14 protein-coding genes are annotated in these 17,962 nt (G+C 72.1%); 9 read left to right on the top strand and 5 right to left on the bottom strand.

What is annotated here, in order from left to right:
* Positions 1-21: 21 nt before the first annotated feature.
* Together AB0F61_RS12065 and AB0F61_RS12060 are read right to left on the bottom strand one after the other, a co-directional pair.
* On the bottom strand, positions 22-1,590 hold the full coding sequence (locus AB0F61_RS12065) for an alpha/beta fold hydrolase (protein WP_357807514.1): 1,569 nt from the start codon (positions 1,588-1,590) through the stop codon (positions 22-24).
* Between the two features lie 66 nt (positions 1,591-1,656).
* On the bottom strand, positions 1,657-4,455 hold the full coding sequence (locus tag AB0F61_RS12060; protein WP_357807510.1) for a BTAD domain-containing putative transcriptional regulator: 2,799 nt from the start codon (positions 4,453-4,455) through the stop codon (positions 1,657-1,659).
* A 165-nt stretch (positions 4,456-4,620) separates the two neighbouring features.
* Between AB0F61_RS12060 and AB0F61_RS12055 the strand changes: the two genes are divergently transcribed.
* From AB0F61_RS12055 to AB0F61_RS12020, 8 genes are all read left to right on the top strand, one after another.
* On the top strand, positions 4,621-6,921 hold the full coding sequence (locus tag AB0F61_RS12055; protein ID WP_357807507.1) for an LLM class flavin-dependent oxidoreductase: 2,301 nt from the start codon (positions 4,621-4,623) through the stop codon (positions 6,919-6,921).
* Between the two features lie 138 nt (positions 6,922-7,059).
* Positions 7,060-7,944, top strand: coding sequence for a pyridoxal-phosphate dependent enzyme (locus tag AB0F61_RS12050; RefSeq protein ID WP_357807504.1), 885 nt, complete (start codon positions 7,060-7,062; stop codon positions 7,942-7,944).
* Positions 7,945-8,162: 218 nt separating this feature from the next.
* Positions 8,163-9,380, top strand: a complete 1,218-nt coding sequence (locus tag AB0F61_RS12045; protein WP_357807501.1) for an MFS transporter — start codon at positions 8,163-8,165, stop codon at positions 9,378-9,380.
* Entirely contained in the window at positions 9,377-9,994 is a 618-nt protein-coding gene (locus tag AB0F61_RS12040) for a VOC family protein (RefSeq protein WP_357807498.1), read from the top strand. Before AB0F61_RS12045 ends, AB0F61_RS12040 begins: the two co-directional genes overlap by 4 nt.
* A gap of 176 nt (positions 9,995-10,170) precedes the next feature.
* A complete protein-coding gene (locus tag AB0F61_RS12035; RefSeq protein WP_357807496.1) occupies positions 10,171-11,037 on the top strand; it encodes an ABC transporter permease in 867 nt (288 codons plus the stop codon).
* A gap of 34 nt (positions 11,038-11,071) precedes the next feature.
* Entirely contained in the window at positions 11,072-12,118 is a 1,047-nt protein-coding gene (locus AB0F61_RS12030) for an ABC transporter substrate-binding protein (protein ID WP_357807493.1), read from the top strand.
* Positions 12,102-12,881, top strand: coding sequence for an ABC transporter ATP-binding protein (locus AB0F61_RS12025; protein ID WP_357807490.1), 780 nt, complete (start codon positions 12,102-12,104; stop codon positions 12,879-12,881). Before AB0F61_RS12030 ends, AB0F61_RS12025 begins: the two co-directional genes overlap by 17 nt.
* Before the next feature lie 16 nt (positions 12,882-12,897).
* The gene (locus AB0F61_RS12020; protein ID WP_357807487.1) at positions 12,898-13,779 is read left to right on the top strand and encodes a TauD/TfdA family dioxygenase; all 882 of its coding nucleotides are present in this window, start codon (positions 12,898-12,900) and stop codon (positions 13,777-13,779) included.
* 11 nt (positions 13,780-13,790) lie between these two features.
* On the opposite strand, the gene AB0F61_RS12015 is transcribed toward AB0F61_RS12020, so the two are convergent.
* On the bottom strand, positions 13,791-14,399 hold the full coding sequence (locus AB0F61_RS12015) for a TetR-like C-terminal domain-containing protein (protein WP_357807484.1): 609 nt from the start codon (positions 14,397-14,399) through the stop codon (positions 13,791-13,793).
* 116 nt (positions 14,400-14,515) lie between these two features.
* Here AB0F61_RS12015 and AB0F61_RS12010 point away from each other — a divergent pair, with 116 nt between their 5' ends.
* Positions 14,516-15,526 (top strand): aldo/keto reductase, encoded by a 1,011-nt coding sequence (locus AB0F61_RS12010; RefSeq protein WP_357807481.1) that lies wholly within the window; start codon positions 14,516-14,518, stop codon positions 15,524-15,526.
* Between the two features lie 8 nt (positions 15,527-15,534).
* Here the strand turns inward: AB0F61_RS12010 and AB0F61_RS12005 are convergent, their stop codons facing one another.
* Together AB0F61_RS12005 and AB0F61_RS12000 are read right to left on the bottom strand one after the other, a co-directional pair.
* A complete protein-coding gene (locus tag AB0F61_RS12005; protein ID WP_357807479.1) occupies positions 15,535-16,362 on the bottom strand; it encodes a GNAT family N-acetyltransferase in 828 nt (275 codons plus the stop codon).
* Positions 16,362-17,954, bottom strand: a complete 1,593-nt coding sequence (locus tag AB0F61_RS12000) for a helix-turn-helix transcriptional regulator (RefSeq protein WP_357807475.1) — start codon at positions 17,952-17,954, stop codon at positions 16,362-16,364. The genes AB0F61_RS12005 and AB0F61_RS12000 overlap by 1 nt, the downstream gene beginning before the upstream one ends.
* Positions 17,955-17,962: the final 8 nt, after the last annotated feature.

Genomic DNA, 17,962 nt, shown 5'->3' with positions numbered 1-17,962 from the left:
TCGCCCGGACGACACGATGTCTCAGGCCGGGGCGGCCGGACAGCTCGCGCCGGCCGGCGGCACGGCTCGATCGACGAGGTACCGCTCGACGCTACTGCGGGTGCACTCCGTGCGCGGGTAGCTGGCGTGACCGGACCCCTCGTAGGTGAGCAGGCGGCCATGCGTGCCGAGTTGGCGTGCCACCCGCTGCGCCCCGTCGTACGGGGTGGCCGGGTCGTAGCGACCGTTGAGCAGCAGCACCGGGGTGCTCGTCCGCACCCGCAGCTGATGCTGCGGGTTGACAGCCGTCCAGCCCAGGCAGATCGCTGCGAAGCGGACGACCAACGGGGAGGCCCGCAGGTGCGGTGCCGCGGCGCGGGACAGCTCCAGGTAGCGGTTCCAGTCGGCGAACCCGTCGACCGGCAGCGACCAGTCCTGGCAGAACGCGGGTAGGGCGTACTCGGTCAGCTCGTCGCCGTCGACCGGCACCATCGGGGACGCGAGTGAGGCGGGCTCGCCCCGCTCCAACGCGAGAAGCATGTTCGCGAGGTCGGCCCAGGTTGAGTCGAAGAAGTTGACGAATGTCGCGAACCCGAGCTCGAACCAGTCAAGGGTGGTGCCGGTGCCCGCGTCGACGAGCGTGCCGGCGTCGGCGCGGCGCATCAGTTGGTCGTACAGCGCCGGCACGTCACGTCCGTGCAGTGCGCAGCTCGCGGTCCGCTCGCACCAGCTCACGAACTCGTGGAACAGGGCCTCGTTACTGGCCGCCCCGCTGCGCGTGTACTCCGCGATGCCCTGGCTGTGGTCCATCACGCTGTCCATGGCCAGTGCGCGGACGCGGTCGGGAAACAGTTCGGCGTAGGCCTGCCCGACCAGGGTGCCGTAGGACCACTGGTAGAAGCTGAGCTGCCGCTCACCGAGTGCCGCCCGGATGGCGTCCGTGTCACGCGCGACGCTCACACTGTCGATGTGGTCGAACAGGGGGCCACTCTGCGCGCGGCAGTCCTCGCGTAGCTGGCGGTTGTAGGTGCGGAGCCGCTCGAACTCCGCCGCGGTGGCGGGCGCCAGGGAGGGGTGCCGGGCCAGCAACGCCGATGAGCAGCGCACCGGTGCGCTACGGACCGTGCCCCGGGCATCGAATCCGACGACGTCGAAGCGGCGCAGCACGTCCGGCCCGAGCTGGGTGTCGGCCGTCAGCGCCACGTCCACCCCGGACAGGCCGGGGCCGCCGGGGTTGTAGACCAGGACGCCGATGCGGGCGGCCGGGTCGGTGGCGGTGCGCCGGGCCAGGGCCAGCTCGAAGGTCTCCCCTCCCGGTCGGGCCCAGTCGACAGGTAGGCGCAGGGTGCCGCAACGCGTACCCGGATCGTCGGGCCGTTCCGGGCACGCCCGCCAGTCGATGCGGCCGTTCCACCCGTCGGTGCCGCTCCCGGCGACCGAACCGGTGGCCGGCCCGGTGCCGCCGGATGACGCCGGGGTGGGGCCCGCGAAGGCCGGTGGGGCGTTGAGCGACAGGGCGACGAGGACCGCGACGACTGCCGGAAGGCGACGGGCAAGCGGTGGGCGCCGGCGGTCGACCCCGCTGCGACGCCAGAAGGTGGGTCTCTTCATGGTCAGCATTCGCCCAGCCTGCCGGTGCCCGGTCCACGCCGGATCCATGCCGGTCCGCAGGGTATCTCAGCGCGAGGTCGCCAACCGCTCGGACAGCTCCCCGGCCTGCGGATGACCGACCCGGTCGAAGATCTCCAACGCCTGTCGCCACAGGTCCGTCGACGTGTCGTGGTCGCCCACCGCCCGATGGGTGTCGCCGAGCCGGACGAGTGTCTCCGCCCGTCCGCACTGGTCCTGAGCGCTGGAATACAGTGCGAGAGCGCGTCGGTAGCAGGCCGCCGCCGTCGGGTGCGCCCCGAGGCCCTGATGGGCGAAGCCCAGACTGTCCCAGGTGTGGGCCGAGCCCACCGGGTCCTGGACTTCCTCATGGAGGGTCAGCGCCTGCTCACAGTAGGCGATGGCGCGGGCGTGTTCGTCCAGCCGAGCGTGGCCCCACCCGATCGCGTTCAGCGCGGCGGCCACGCCGCGTCGGTCGTCGCTGCCGCGTGACAACGCCAGCGCCTTCTCGGCGTGCGGCAGCGCTGCCCGCGGGTTGCCCTCGATGTCGTACACCCAGGCGAGATGCAGGTGGGTGTTCGCCTGCCCCGGCCGGTCACCGATCCGGTCGTACCGTGCCATCGCGCTGCGCAGGTGGCGGCGGGCCGCGTCGTACCGGCGAAGCTGGAGGTGTGCCAGCGCGAGGTCCCGGTGCGCCACCGCCTCGGCCCGCGGCTCGCCGCGGCGTTGGGCGACCGTGACCGCGACGGCCTGTACGGCGCTCAGGTCGTGCCACCGCGACAACCGGCCGAGCAGGGGGGTGAGCGCCTCGGCGAGCTGCCCGGCGTGCGCGTCGAAGCGGTGGGCGGCCGCGTCGTCGACGGCGGCCAGCAGCGCCCCCTGTTCGATGGTGAACCAGGCCAGTGCGGACCGGTGATCGGCGAACGCCGGCGCTGACCCGTCGGCGGGCAGGGGCAACGGATCGACCGGCTGCTGGCCGTCGTCGACAACCCTCGCCGCGGCGAGTGCGGCCCGCAGGTAGTGGTCGAACACGCGCTCGCGCGCCGCGCCACGGTCGGCCGCGCGGTCGTGGGTGTCGGTCAGCTCCTGCCCGTAGGCCCGGAGCAGATCGTGGCAGCGGAAGCGGTTGGGGGACTGCTCGGCCAGCAGGTTCGCCCGGGTCAACTCGTCGAGCGCCGGCCGGATCAGGTGCGGGGGCGCCCCGGCGAGGCTGGCCGCCGCCGCCGCGCTGATGTCCGCCGTGGGGTGCAGGCTGATCTGCCGGAACAGCCGGGCCGCGTCCGGGCTGAGGAGACGGTACGACCAGGAGAGCACCGTACGCAGGTCGGTGGCGGCGTCGTCGGTGGCCAGGGCGGCGAGCCCGCCCCTGCTCTCGGCCAGATCGTCGGCGATGGCCTGGAGCGGGAACGTGGGTCGGGCGGCCGCTCGCGCGGCCACGATGGACAGCGCGAGGGGCAACCGTGCGGTACGGCTGATCAGCTCGTCCACCGCGGCCGGCTGGGTGGCGGCCCGCCGTGCACCCAGTCGACGGACGAGCAACTGGCGTGCCTCGGGGGCGCTGGGCAGATCCAGTGCGACGGTGTGGGCGCCTTCGGCGGCGACCAGGCCGGGCAGCGTGTGGCGGCTCGTCACGATCACGCCACATCGGCTGGATCCGGGAAGCAGCGGTCGGACCTGTTCGGCGTCGCGCGCGTTGTCGAGCAACACGAGCAGCCGGCGGTCCGCGGTCAGACTCCGGTACAGGGCGAACTGGGCCGCTGGCTCGGCGGGTATCTCCAGGGGCTTGACGCCCAGGGCGGGCAGCAGCGAGCGTACGACGACGGAGGACGGTGTGACCTCCTGTGTGGCCGCGCCGAAACCGCCCAGGTCGACGTGGAGTTGCCCGTCCGGATAGTGGTGCAGGCTGTCGTGTGCCCAGCGCAACGCCAGCCACGTCTTTCCGACGCCGCCGGTGCCGGTGACGACGACGGTGCCGGCCGGTTCGGTGTCGTCGAGCAGCAGCGTCGTGAGCTGGGCCAGCTCGCGGGTCCGGCCGGTGAACAACGTCGGCGGGGCCGGCAACTGCCGGGGAACGATCCGTGGCGCGGGTCGCCGCGGTCGCGCCCCGGATGTCGACACCTCCCGGTCGGCCCGCAGGATGCTCGTGTGCAGCCGTTGCAGATCGGCCCCGGGCTCGACGCCCACCTCCTCGGCCAGGACTCGGCGTAACTGCCGGTACGTCGCCAGCGCGTCCGCCCGCCGTCCGGCTCTGGTCAGGGCCACCATGAGCTGCCCCCAGGGGCGCTCGCGCAGCGGATTCCCGTCGATCTGCGTCCGGAGCGGCTCGATCAGCTCGTTGTGCCGGCCGGCGCGGAGCTGGAGGTCCGCGACCTCCTCCAGCAGACTCGACCGCTGCTCCTGAAGCCGAGCCCGGACGGAGAGCAGCACCCCCGCGCCGGAAAGGCCCGCGAACGGTTCGCCCCGCCACAGCGCCAGAGCCGCCTCGAACGCTCCCAGGGCATCCGACAGGCGGTCCTGCCGCAACGCCTGATACCCGCGCTGGGCCAGGTCGTCGAAGGTGACGCTGTCCACCGTCTGCCCATCGAGGACGAGCCGATAGCCGGTGGCTCCCGCGAGGATGGCGGGCTCGGGTGCGCCCGGGGGCCGCAACGCTCGGCGCAACGCCCAGACGTAGGTCTTCACGTTGCCGGCTGCCGTCTTCGGTGGGCGGCCCTGCCACAGCTCGTCGACGAGTTGGTCGATGGACCACGCGCTGCCCGGCTGCGACAGCAGGACGGCCAGCAGGCGCACCTGCATCGGCGTGCCGAGGGCCAGCCGTTCCCCGGCGGGAGACCACACCTCGACCGGCCCGAGCAGGTGGTACCGCATCGCCGGCCTCCCCCCGTCACGCTGGACCATCGCCTCACCGTACGGCCTGACGGCGGTACGGCCGATGTCGGGCAGGGAATGAGCCCGTGGGGAAGTGCGTTGTCGGCCATACGATCTGTAAAACAGATTATATTTTGACAACATGACTACGGGGATGTTGAAGAGATGCCAGATTATGGGCACGAACTCCGCTTTGGGACGTTTCTGACACCTGATGCGCAGAACCCGGACCAGGTGGTGGCGCTCGCCGAGCTGACCGAAGCGGCGGGACTTGACCTCACCTCCTTCCAGGACCACCCGTACAACGCCGAGTTCCTCGACACCTGGACCCTGCTGAGCTGGGTCGCGGCCCGTACCCGACGGCTGCGGATCTCCGGCAACGTGCTCAGCCTTCCGCTGCGCCCGCCAGCCGTGCTCGCCCGGGCGGCAGCGAGCCTGGACCGGCTGTCCCACGGCCGTTTCGAGCTGGGCCTCGGTGCCGGCGCGTTCTGGGACGGGATCGAGGGCATGGGCGCTCGCCGGCTGACGCCGGGGCAGGGCGTCGAGGCGCTCCGCGAGGCGATCGACGTCCTGCGTGGCGTCTGGGATGTCACAGCACCCGGGCCGCTGCGGCAGGACGGAAAGTTCTACCCGGTCCCCGGCATGCGGCGCGGCCCGGAGCCGGCGCACGACATCGACATCTGGCTCGGCGCGTACCAGCCGAAGATGCTGGCGTTGACCGGTCAGCAGGCGAACGGCTGGCTGCCGACGCTTGAGTACCTGCGGTCGCCGGACCGGGTGACCGCCAACCGGCTGATCGACGAGGCGGCCGTCGCGGCGGGGCGCGACCCCCGGGAGATCCGGCGGCTCCTCAACCTGTTCACCGTGGACGTCTCGTCGCACAGTCGTGGCTTCCTCCAGGGGCCGCCCCAGCAGTGGGTCGAGCAGCTTCTCCCGATGGTCCTCGACGAGGGGTTCAGCACCTTCCTGATCGGCCGCGACGACCCGCACCTGATCCAGACCTTCGGGCAGGAGATCGCCCCCGCGCTGCGCGAGGCGGTCGCCAAGGAGCGGGCGGCAGGCGGGCCCGGCACGCGACCGGTCCGCACCGTCGCCGCCCTGGCCGAGCGTCACCCGGGCCTCGACTACGACGCGCTACCGGAATCGTTGGCCGCCCGGTCCGTCGAGCCCGGCGACCCGGAGTACGAAGGGATTCGGCACAGCTACAGCTGGCACGGATCACCAGCCCTGGTGATCCGTCCCCAGGGCGTCGCCGAGGTGCTCGACGCCGTGTCGTACGCGCGGACGCAGGACGTACCGCTGTCCGTGCGCAGCGGCGGTCACGGCATCAGCGGCCGGTCGACGAACGACGGGGGAGTCGTCATCGACATGTCGTTGATGAACAAGGTCGAGGTGCTCGACCGGGCAACCCGCCGGATCCGGCTGGAGGCGGGCGCCCGTTGGGGGCAGGTGGCCCAGGCGCTCGCCCCGTACGGCCTCGCCATGAGTTCGGGCGACTACGGTGACGTGGGCGTCGGTGGCCTCGCCACCACCGCTGGCATCGGGTACCTGGCGCGCAAGCACGGGCTGACCATCGACCACGTCGTCGCCGTCGAGATCGTGACCGCGGATGGCCGCCTGCTCCGTGTCGACGACGAGCATCATTCCGACCTGTTCTGGGCCGTTCGTGGCGCTGGCGGCAACTTCGGCGTCGTCACCGCGATCGAGATGGAGGCGTACGAGGTCGACAACGTCGTCTACGCCCAGCTCGTCGCGGACGCGACCGACACCGCCCAACTGCTGCGCCGCTGGGGCCAACTCGTCGAGGAGGCGCCACGGGATTTGACCAGCTTCCTGTCCCTCTTTCCCGGTCGTCGGGGTAACCCGCCGACCGCCCAGGTCACCCTCGTCCACGCCGGGGACGACATCGAGGCGGCACAGTCGGCCCTCAGCCCGTTCCTGGAGATCGGACCGATTCTCGACCAGCAGGCGCAGCTCGTGCCCTACTCCGCGATCGTCGCGCCGCCCGGCAACCGGCATCGGGGGGAGGGACTGAACGACACCCGCAGCGGGCTGTTGCACCACATCACGCCGCAGGCGGCGGATCTCGTGGCGACCATGATGGGTTCCGGCGACGTGATGATCATGCAGTTCCGATCCGTCGGCGCGGCGGTGAACGACGTCGCCGCCGACGCGACCGCCTACCCGCACCGGACGCAGAACTTCTCCGTGCTCGCCGCCACCGTGCCGGACCGCAGAACCCACCTCGACAAGCTGTGGACCGAGCTGTATCCGCATCTCGACGGCCTGTATCTCAGCTTCGAGACAGACACCGATCCGGCTCGCCTGTCGGATGCCTGGCCCGAGCCCGCCCTCACCCGGCTGCGCGCCATCAAGGCCACCTACGATCCGGACAACGTCTTCAACCGGAACTTCCCGATCCCACCCGCAGCCCACACCGACGACGCGGCGGTCGCCGGGTCCTGAACCTCGTCGGGGGCGGTGGTCGCGCACTGCCGCGACCGCCGTCCTCTCCGGGGTGGGTGGACCCGACACCGTGCGTCGGGTCACCGGCGGCGGGGCCGACCGGCTGCGTGCGCAGCGGCGGGGTGATTAGCTGCACGGATGATCACTCCCGTTTCTCTCGGCACGTGGCCGACACCGTTGGAGGCCGCGCCCCGACTCGCCGCCCGGCTGGGACTGGCCGAGCTCTGGTTCAAGCGTGACGACCTCAGCGGCCTCGGCGGAGGCGGCAACAAGATCCGCAAGCTGGAGTACACAGCTGCCCAGGCGATCGCTGCCGGCGCCACCACGGTGATCACCTCGGGTGCACCGCAGAGCAACCATGCGCGGCTCGCCGCTGCTGCCGCCGCGCGGCTCGGCCTCACCTGCGTGCTGGTGCTCGGCGGCCCGCCCGCGGCGAAGCGGCGTGGCAACCTGATCCTCGACGGGCTTGCCGGTGCGGAGGTCATCTGGGGTGGGGACAGCCCGCTCGCCGAGGTGGTGGCGGCCGAGGCGGAGCGGCGGTCGGCGTGGGTGATCCCGTTCGGTGGCACCTCGCCCGCGTCGGTCCAGGGCTACGTGAACGGCGGCCGGGAGTTGCGGGCCCAGGTGCCGGACATCGACGGGACCGACGTCGTGGTGGCGCTCGGCTCCGGCGGCACGATGGCCGGGCTGGTGCGGGAGTTGGGCGCCGCACGGGTGGTCGGCGTGGACGTCGGCGCCCTGCCGGACCCCCGTGCGACAGTCGCCGGCCTGCTCGACGGCGAGGTCGAGCCGGACGCGCTGCGGATCGACGGCTCCCAGGTGGGCGCCGGGTACCGCACGCTGACCGACGGCGCTCGGGCAGCGCTGGAGACAACCGCGCGCGAGGAGGGCGTCTTCCTGGACCCGACGTACACCGGCCGGGCGATGGCCGGACTGCTGGCCGGCAGCTTCCCGCACGGCGACAAGGTCGTCTTCCTGCACAGCGGGGGACTGCCGGGGCTCTTCGGCCACCCCGAGTTGTAGAGCGCCGATGGTCGGCCACCCGTGCGGCGGTGCCCTTCGGCGAGGTCGCACCGCCCGCCTGGAGCAGACCGTCGCGTGTCTGTTCCGGGCGTCTGCGGTACGGAGGTGACCGGCTGCCCGAGCGTACGCATGTGACGGCGCAAAGCGGGTACCCGGCGGTCGCTCACCAGCAGGATCTCCGGGTTCCACCGTCCGCACCGCAGCCGAGGAGCACCGACATGCCGATCGCCGGGAGGACCCGACTCTCGCCGGGCGTCTCCCTGGTGCTGCTGGCGTCGATTCTCGTGTCGTTCCTGGCCGCGTCGGCCGCGCCGACCCCGCTCTACGGCATCTACCAGGAACGCTGGCACTTCTCACCGGTCACGACCACCGTGGTGTTCGCCGTCTACGCGCTCGCGGTGCTGGTGTCGCTGCTCACGTTCGGCAAGTTGTCCGACCATGTGGGTCGCCGACCGGTCCTGGCGGTGGCGATCGCGGTGCAGATGCTCTCGCTCGTCGTCTTCGTCTTCGCCAACGGCGTACCCACGCTGCTTGTCGCCCGGCTGCTCCAGGGGCTCGCCGCCGGGGCCGCCACCGGCGCCGTCGGCGCCGGGATGCTCGACATCGACCGGGCCCGCGGCACGCTCGCGAACTCGATCGCCCCCGGCCTCGGCACCGGGAGCGGCGCCCTGCTCTCGGCGCTGCTCATCGACTTCCTGCCCGCGCCGACCCGGCTGGTGTACGTCGTCCTCCTGGTGATCCTCCTGATCCAACTCGTCGGGGTCGCGCTGATGCCGGAGACGGTCACGCCGATGGCGGGGGCGCGCAGAAGTCTGCGACCGGAGATCACCCTGCCGCGCGCCGTTCGCGAACCGTTGCTTGTCGTCGTTCCGGTGCTGTTCGCGGTCTGGGCGCTGGCCGGCTTCTTCGGGGCGCTCGGACCGGCGCTGGTGCGCAGCCTCATGAACACGTCGATCGTGGTCGGCGGGCTGGTCCTCTTCGTCTTCGCCGTCTTCGGGTCGGTCGCTGTCGTGCTGCTGCGCAACGCTGCCGCCCGGACGGTGATCGTGACCGGGATCGTCGCCCTCGTGCTGGGCATGATCGTCACGTTGGTGTCGGTCATGGCGGAGTCCGTCCCGGGATTCTTCGTCGGTCTCGCGCTCGGCGGAATCGGCTTCGGTGGCGGCTTCCAGGGCAGCCTCAAGACGATCACACCGCTGGTGGAGGCACACGAGCGCTCCAGCGTGCTGTCGCTGCTCTACATCGTCTGCTACGTCGGGTTCGGCCTCCCGACGGTGATCGCCGGTTTTCTGGTGGTCTACGCGGGCGGCCTGCCGCAGACCGCCGACGAGTACTCCGTGGCCGTCATCCTCCTCGCCCTCGTCGCCCTGTTCGGGGTGCGCCGGGCCACGAGGACCACCCAACCAACAGCAGCGACCGGGAGGGGAACGCGATGAGCCCGAAGAGCGCCCAGGGCGACATGAGCATCGAGAACGTCGACGTCGCACTCGAGGTGATCGTCATCCCGGTGGCGGATGTCGACCGCGCGAAGGCGTTCTACGAACGCCTCGGGTGGCGGCTCGACCAGACGCCGCCCGGCATCGTCCAACTCACGCCGCACGGCTCCGACTGCTCCGTGCAGTTCGGTGCGGGGCTCACGTCGGCGGCGCCCGGCTCGGCCGTGGCGTACCTGGTCGTCTCCGACATCGAGGCGGCCCGCGACGCCCTGGTCGCCGCCGGTGTCGAGGTCGGCGACGTCTTCCACATCACCCCGGACGGCCCGGTCGACGGGCCGGACCCCGACCGGCGCAGCTACGTCTCGCGTGCCACGCTGCGCGACCCGGACGGCAACACCTGGCTGATGCAGGAGATCACCACCAGGCTTCCCGGGCGCATCGAGGGCGGCCTGACCTCGTTCGGATCCGCGAGCGACCTGGCGAGCGCGCTGCGGCGCGCGGCCGCCGCCCACGGCGAGCACGAGAAGCGCACGGGCGAGAGAGACGACAACTGGCCCGACTGGTACGCGGCATACCTGGTCAGTGAGCAGTCGGGCGCCAAACCGCCCGAGTGAGCCCGCCAGCCCGATGCCGGTGAGTCGGCACTCACCGGCATCGTCGTGCTCGGCCGATGGTGTCTCCCGACCCCGAGGTGCGGTCGGTCCGGTGTGGATTCCACGCAGTGGGCCGCCCCTTGTGTATACCCCACTAAAACTGTAGGAATAGTGGGTCATACGGATCGGGAGAAGCCATGACTGTTGTGACCCCAGCGCCGGCCGTGGGCTCCGATGTCGGCGCCCCACCGCCGGTACGTCCCCCGCGCGCGGCGGGGCGGGCCGGTTGGCGGCGACGCGTCGCGCTCCGCGCCGTGTCCCTGGTGGTCCTGCTGGCGATCTGGCAGATCCTCGCGACGCTCACCGACAACCCCACGTTCATCCCCTCGCCGGACGCCGTGTGGGACCGCCTGGTGCAGACCTCGACCACTCACGACGGTGTTCGCGGTTACAGCGGTCACCTGCTGATCGAGCACCTCGGCGTGAGTCTGCGTCGCATCCTCATCGGCTCGGTGGTGGGCGTGGCGGCCGGGCTGGTGCTCGGCCTGGTGATGGGCACCGTCCCCTGGGTGCGGGTCGCGACCGAACCGGTCGTCACCTTCGTCCGCGCGTTGCCGCCACTCGCGTACTTCAGCCTGTTCATCATCTGGTTCGGCATCGACGAGACCCCGAAGTTGTGGCTGCTGTCCATCGCCGCGCTGCCTCCGGTCGCGGTCGCCACCGCCTCCGCCGTCCGGGCCGCGCCCGCCACCCTCGTCGAGGCCGCCCGTGCACTGGGCGGCGGTCGCTGGGCGGTCACCCGCGACGTGGTGCTGCCCCACGCGCTTCCGGAGATCTTCACCGGCATCCGGCTCGCCGTGGGCATCGCCTACTCGTCAGTGGTCGCCGCCGAGACCATCAACGGCGTACCGGGCATCGGCGGGATGGTCCGCGACGCGCAACGGTACTCGCAGACCGACGTGGTGGTGCTCGGCCTGTTCGCCATCGGCCTGTCCGGCCTCCTCATCGACGCACTGCTGCGCACAGCGGAGGACCGGCTCGTTCCCTGGCGCGGTCGAAGCTGACCCGCGCTCTTCCCCCTCGCAGAACGGACGTCCCGTGCGCAGACCACGTGTCGGAACCCTCCTCGCGGCCACCCTGCTCCTGGCCGCCGTCGCCCTCACCGGGTGCGGCAACGGCGCCGCCAGCGGCGGCGGCGACCCACAGCGCAAGAGCATCCGGCTCGCCTACCAGGCGTTCCCGAGCGGCGACCTGATCGTGAAGAACCAACGACTGCTGGAAGAGGCGCTGCCGGACTACGCGATCACCTGGACCAAGTTCGACTCCGGCGCGAGCATCAACACCGCTTTCGCGGCCGGCAGCGTGGACATCGCCGCGATCGGCTCCAGCCCGGTCGCGCGGGGGCTGTCCGCGCCACTGAATCTGCCCTACCGGGTGGCCTTCGTCCTCGACGTCGCCGGTGACAACGAGGCGCTGGTGGCCCGCGAGGGCGCCGGCGTCGCCACCATCACCGACCTGCGGGGCAAGAAGATCGGCACCCCGTTCGCCTCGACCGCGCACTTCAGCCTGCTCGCCGCCCTGGAGCGCGCCGGGGTCAAGGAGAGCGAGGTGACCCTTGTCGACCTGGAGCCGCAGGACATCCTCGCCGCCTGGACCCGCGGTGACCTCGACGCCGCGTACTCCTGGCTGCCCTCGCTCGACGACCTCAAGAAGACCGGCAAAGTGCTCGTCACGAGCCGCGAACTGGCCGCCGCCGGCAAGCCCACATTGGACCTCGGGGTGGTCTCGACCGCGTTCGCCGACGCGCACCCCGAGGCCGTCGACGCGTGGCGCAAGGCGGAGGCGAAGGCCCTCGACCTGATCGCGAACGACCCGACCGCCGCGGCGACAGCCGTTGGTCGGGAACTGAACCTGGACGCCGCCGCGGCCCAGCACCAGTTGAGTCAGGGCGTGTTCCTCAAGCCCGCCGACCTGTCCAGCCCGGAGTGGCTGGGCTCGCCCGAGAAGGTCGGTGCGCTCGCCGACAACCTGTACAACGCGGCGGTCTTCCTCAAGACGCAGAAGAAGATCGACGCGATACCGGACCGGTCGGTGTTCGAGGCGGCCATCTACACCAAGGGCCTGCCGAGTGTCCTCCAACCCTGACGCCGCGGTCGAGGTCCGCGACGTCACCCACACGTACGGGACCGGGGCGGCTGCGGTCACCGCCCTCGGCCCGGTCGACCTCCGCGTGCCGCCGGGCACCTTCCTGGTCCTCGTGGGCGCCTCCGGGTGCGGCAAGACGACGCTTCTGCGGCTGGTCGCCGGCTTCGAACGGCCGACGACCGGGACGGTGACCGCCGCCGGTCTGCCGCCGGTGCCGGGGCGGAACGCCGGTCTGGTCTTCCAGCAACCGCGGCTGCTGCCGTGGAAGACGGTCGGTGGCAACGTCGGTCTCGCGCTGCGCTACGCAGGTGTGCCACGGCCCGAGCGGTCGCCCCGGGTGGCCGCGCTGCTGGACCGGGTCGGCCTGCCGCACGTGGCGCACCGCCGTACCTGGCAGCTCTCCGGCGGCCAGCAGCAGCGGGTCGCCATCGCGCGGGCGCTGGCCGTGGACAACCCGTTGCTGCTGCTCGACGAGCCGTTCGCGGCCCTGGACGCGCTCACCCGGGAGCGGTTGCAGGAAGACCTGCGCCGGGTCAGCGCCGAGACCGGCCGTACGTGTGTGTTCGTCACGCACAGCGTGGACGAGGCCGTCTTCCTGGGCAGTCGGGTGATCGTCCTGACCCGCCGGCCCGGCCGGGTGGCCCTCGACCTGGACGTCGACCTTCCGCGCAGCGGCGTCGAACCCGACGAGTTGCGCGGCTCACCCGAGTACGCGGCCCTGCGCGCCACGATTGGCCACGCCGTACGTGCCGCAGCCGCCTGATCGAAAGGGCACCCCCGTGACCGACACGCTCGTGAACCTGACAGTGGAACCACTCGGGCCGCACTTCGGTGCCGAGGTGCGTGGCCTCGACCTGCACGACGCGACGGATGACGAACTCGCGGCGGTGCGGGCCGCGCTCGTGGACCGCAAGGTGCTGTTCTTCGCCGACCAGCGCCTCGACGACGACGGCCAGGTACGCCTCGGCCGCCGGCTCGGCGAGCTGACCGCCTCCCACCCCGTGGTCGGCGGGGTGGACGAGAGCCACCCCGAGGTGTACGCCCTGGACAGTGCCGACAACGGCTTCGCGGACGTGTGGCACACCGACGTCACGTTCGTTGCCCGTCCACCCCTCGGTTCGATCCTGCGCGCGGTGACGCTGCCGCCCAGCGGTGGCGACACGACCTGGGCGGACAGTCAACTCGCGTACGACTCGCTGGCCGAGCCGGTGCGTCGGCTTGTCGACACGTTGGTGGCCGTGCACGACGGCAACCGCGAGTTCGGCTACTACCTCGCCCAACGCCGTGGTGGTCGGGGGAGCGTGTGGGACGGCGAGGTGGTCACCCGGCTGGACCCGGTGGAGCACCCGGTGGTGCGCGTACATCCGGAGACCGGGCGCCGGGGCATCTTCGTCAACCCCGGCTTCACCTCACACATCGTCGGAGTGTCGGAGGCCGAGAGCCGGGCGATCCTGGACCTGCTCTACGCACACCTCACCAAGCCGGAGCACCTGGTGCGACACCGGTGGCGCCCCGGTGACGTGGCGATGTGGGACAACCGCAGCACCGCCCACTACGCCAACCGTGACTACGGCGGCGCGCGGCGGGTCGTCCATCGCATCACCCTGCGCGGCGACCGTCCGCAGGGCCCGGCCGATCCCTGGCGCGGCCCGGTGCGGTGACCGCCGGCCCGTCAGCGCAGCCCGCGTACGAGGTTGTCGACGAGGGTGCGGGCGAAGTCCTCGGTCAGCGGCAGGTCGGGGACCAGGAGCCGGTGGTAGCAGGCGCCCCAGAGCTGGTCGACGACGGATTCCGCGTCGATGTCGGCGCGTAGCTGCCCCCGGGCCATGGCTCTGGTGAGGGTCTGGACGGCCAGCGCGCGGCGGGGGCCGGAGTAGCGCTCCCGGTAGGCGGCGGCCAGTTCCGGGTCGGTCTGCGCCTGGCCGATGAGTTGGCTGATGACCCGCCCGGCGGAGGTGTCCCGCACGAGGTGGACGAAGGCGACGAGCTGGTTGGTCAGGTCGGCGACGATGTCCGCGGTGTCGGGGAAGGCCAACGTGGGCGCGACGACTGTGAAGTAGCCGTCCAGGGCGAGCGCCCCCCTGGACGGCCACCACTTGTAGATCGTCATCCGGCTGGCCCCGGCCTGGGCCGCGACCTTCTCGATGGTGAAGCCGGCCATGCCCTCGGCCAGCAGGAGAGCGCCGGCCGCCGTGAGGATCTCCGCGCGTACCTGGTCGGCGGGGCGACGGCCGCGACCCCGGCGCGGTGGCGTGGGGGCGTCCGGCGTGAGCTGGGCCACTGGTCCTCCCGGTTATATGGACGGCGTGTCTACAAAATGGTTATATGGACACAGCGTACACAGCGGTGCCCGCCCCTCGGGACGCGCCGCGACGGCGACCGAAGGAGACGAGGAACATGACGGCTCTACCACGGCGACGGCTGGGTGCCTCCGGGCCGGAGGTGTCGATCATCGGGCTGGGCGCGATGGGCATGTCGGACCTGTACGGACCGTCCGACGAGGCGGAGAGCGTGGCGACGCTGCACGCGGCCATCGACGCCGGCGTCAACCTGGTCGACACCGGTGACTTCTACGGCTCGGGCCACAACGAGATGCTCATCGGTCGGGTGCTGCGCGAACGCCGTCGGGACGAGGTGGTGCTCAGCGTGAAGTTCGGTGCGCGCCGGACACCCGACGGCGCGTTCCAGGCGGCACCGTACGACGTGTCGGCGGCGGCGGTGAAGGACCGGTTGGCGTACTCGCTGCGCCGGTTGGGCACCGACCACATCGACATCTACCGGCCCTCCCGGCTGAACCCGCAGGTGCCGATCGAGGAGACAGTTGGCGCGCTGCTGGAGATGCGGCAGGCCGGCTACATCCGGCACATCGGGCTCTCCGAGGTGGGCGCGGACACCATCCGCCGGGCGGCGGCCGTCGCGCCGATCAGTGACGTCCAGATCGAGTACTCGCTGCTGTCCCGTGGCCCCGAGGCCGCGATCCTCCCGGCGCTGCGCGAGCTGGGCATCGGCCTGACCGCCTACGGGGTGCTGTCCCGAGGTCTGCTGAGCGGGCACTGGTCGGCCGACCGCGAGCTGACCGGCACCGACTTCCGGGCGAACAGCCCGCGTTTCCAGGGCGAGCACCTGACCGCGAACCTACGCCTCGTGGACGCGCTGGGCCGGGTCGCGCAGCGGCTGGGAGCGACCACGAGCCAGGTGGCGATCGCCTGGGTGGCGGCGCAGGGCGAGCAGATCGTGCCGCTTGTCGGCGCGCGGCGGCGGGACCGGCTGACCGAGTCGCTGGTGGCGGCCGACCTGGTGCTGGACCGGGAGGCACTGGACGAGATCGAGCGTGCCGTGCCGGCCGGCGCCGCCTCCGGCCAGCGGTACGCGGCACCGATGATGGACCTGCTCGACAGCGAGAAGTGACGGCGGGGTCAGGGAGCTGGCCGCCAGAGCCAGTTGCGGCGCTCGTAGAGCGGCACCAGCCCGGCCCGGCGCAGGTTGGTCAGCGACGGGTTCTGCGTGCCGGGTGCGGGCTTTCCGGTCTCGGCGAACAGCCACCGGCATCCGGCCTCGGTCGCGGCTCGGGCGCGGGCGGCGATCAACGCCGACTGCGCACCGAGGCCGCGGTGACCAGGTGCCGTCGCGGCGGCGTTGAGTGAGGCGGTCTCGTCGTGCAGGAACAGGTTGCCGCCCGCCACGAGCTCCGCGCCGTCCCACGCCGCGTACGGTCTCCAGGCCGGTTCGCCCACGGTCGCCGTCAGCATGTCGGTGAGCCCACCGGCCGGCATGCCGAAGCCGGACAGCAGCACGTTCGCCCAGCGCTCCGCCTCGGCCGCCGGCACCGGGCCGACGCGCAGGCGGGTCGGGGCCGCAGCGACGTCACCGGGCCGGGCGGCGAGCTTGACCCAGGTGCTCCCCGCTTCGAGCCCGCGAGCCGCGGCGATCTCGTCGAAGCCTGCGGGCAGCACCGACGGAAGAAGCTGGAGGACGGCCTGAGCGACGCCCTGCTCCCGGTAGAAGTCGAGGACGCGATCCAGGGTCCGTGCGGTGAACGGCTCGGTGATGCCGAAGCCGAGCGCCTTGCTCCAGTAACCACTGGAGGGGTCGTTGCGCATGGCGAGGGCGACACCGCCGCCGATGCGCGTGGTCGCGATACCGAGATCGGTGTACGCGGGCTCGGGCACCTGCGACACGTAGGAGTACATGAATTCGCACTCCACGCCCTCGGCGAACGGGGTCAGGTCGGATTGTTCGGTCATCAGCTGATTATCGACTTGTACCGGTCCCAGGCTCGCACCAGCTGCATCCGGTTGTGGATACCCAGCTTGTGGTAGATGGACCGGAGCTGGGTGTCCACCGTGTGGAAGGAGACGAAGAGGTGCCCGGCCGCCTCCTTCTTGGTGGCGCCGGTGGCGAGCATCTCGGCCACCCGCTCCTCGGCGGGCGTGAGCGCCTCGATGCCCGTGCGCGGCGGCTCGTCGATCGACGACCGACGGCGCGGGGTGGCCGCGAGCTCGGCGCAACGCCGGTCGGCGGTCGCCTGGTCGCCCGGCGCGCCGATGCGGGCGTAGAGGGCAGCCGCCTCGTGCGCGGCGTCCCACGCCTCGGTCGCGCGCAGTCGGGGGCTGTTCGCGAGGTCGAGCAACGCGTCGGCGAGTGCCGGCCGGGCGGCGGTCGTCCGCAGCCCGTCGACAGCCGACCGCAGCGCGTCCGGGTCGCGATCGAACAGACCCCTGGTCTGCGCGGCAAGCGCGTGCCACAGCGGGACCGGGGTGCGGGTGGCGACCAACTCGACCAGTTCGGTGACCCGCCGGGCCGCCTGGGTGTCGCCAACGACCATGGCCGCGCGCACCAGTCGCGGGCCGAACTGCGGCACGGGCAACAGCGACCGAACCGACCGGTGCAAGTCGGAGACCACTCTGTCGAGCAGACGCGCCGGCTCGCGGAACGCGGGGTCGCGGACCGCGACACAGAACGCCGGCGTCCACGTCGTACTGTCGGGCCATCGTCTCTCCCGCAGGCACGCCCGCAGGACGGCGCGGGCCGCGTCGTGTTCGCCACGGCGGTAGCGAACCTCGGCGATCACCGCGATCAGCAGGGCACGCGCCTCCGGGCTGAGGTCCGTCGAGCCCGCCCCGAGCGTCGTGACAGCCAGCGCGCCCGCTTCGGGCAGCTCTCCCACCGCAACCATCCGCAGGCAGTCCAGCGCGGTCAGTCGGCCGCTCACCGGGGTGCCGGGCGCTGTCGTCTCGTCCGCCGCCGTCGCGCTCCGCGCGTCCTGGTGGCGGCCCAGGCCGAGGTGCACCAGGACCCGTTCGGCGCGGATGGCCGTGGCGTCAGGTCGTGCCACCGAGGCGTCCGGGTCCAGGGCCGCCAGCACCGCGTCGGCACCCGGTAGATCGCCGTGCGACAGCGAGCGCGCCGCCCGACCGAGAGCCAGGTGGCGAGCGGAGGAATGGTCACCCGCCGCGGCGTGCGCGGTGCCCGCGTCCCGGAGCAGGGCATCGGCGTCGGGGTGGCCGGTGCGCGCGGCGGTCGCGGCGACCAGGGCGAGCAGAGTGCTCCGGCTCCGGTCGTCCAGGCCCTGGTCGAGCGCCTCCCGGAGGCCGGCGAGGGCGACCGACGGCTGCTCCCGTGCCGCGATCTGTGCCAGGTGCCCGAGCACCTGGACCCGGTGACGGTCGCCGTGCCGGTGCCCGGCGAGCTCCGCCGCCAGGATGCGCAGCGACTCCGTCCCGTGCCCGGCGAGCCGGAGCGTGTCCGCCGCGGCGAACACGGCATGCCGTCGTTGCTCGGCGTCGGCGGAGTCGTCAGCCGGGAACGTGCCGGCGTCGAGGGATGATTTGGACAATGGCGTTC

The sequence above is a fragment of the Micromonospora sp. NPDC023888 genome, from assembly GCF_040639415.1.
In the GTDB taxonomy this organism is placed as follows: Bacteria; Actinomycetota; Actinomycetes; order Mycobacteriales; family Micromonosporaceae; genus Micromonospora.
The sequence above is the reverse complement of the archived record's forward strand: the minus strand, read 5'-3'. Positions and strand labels throughout refer to the sequence as shown.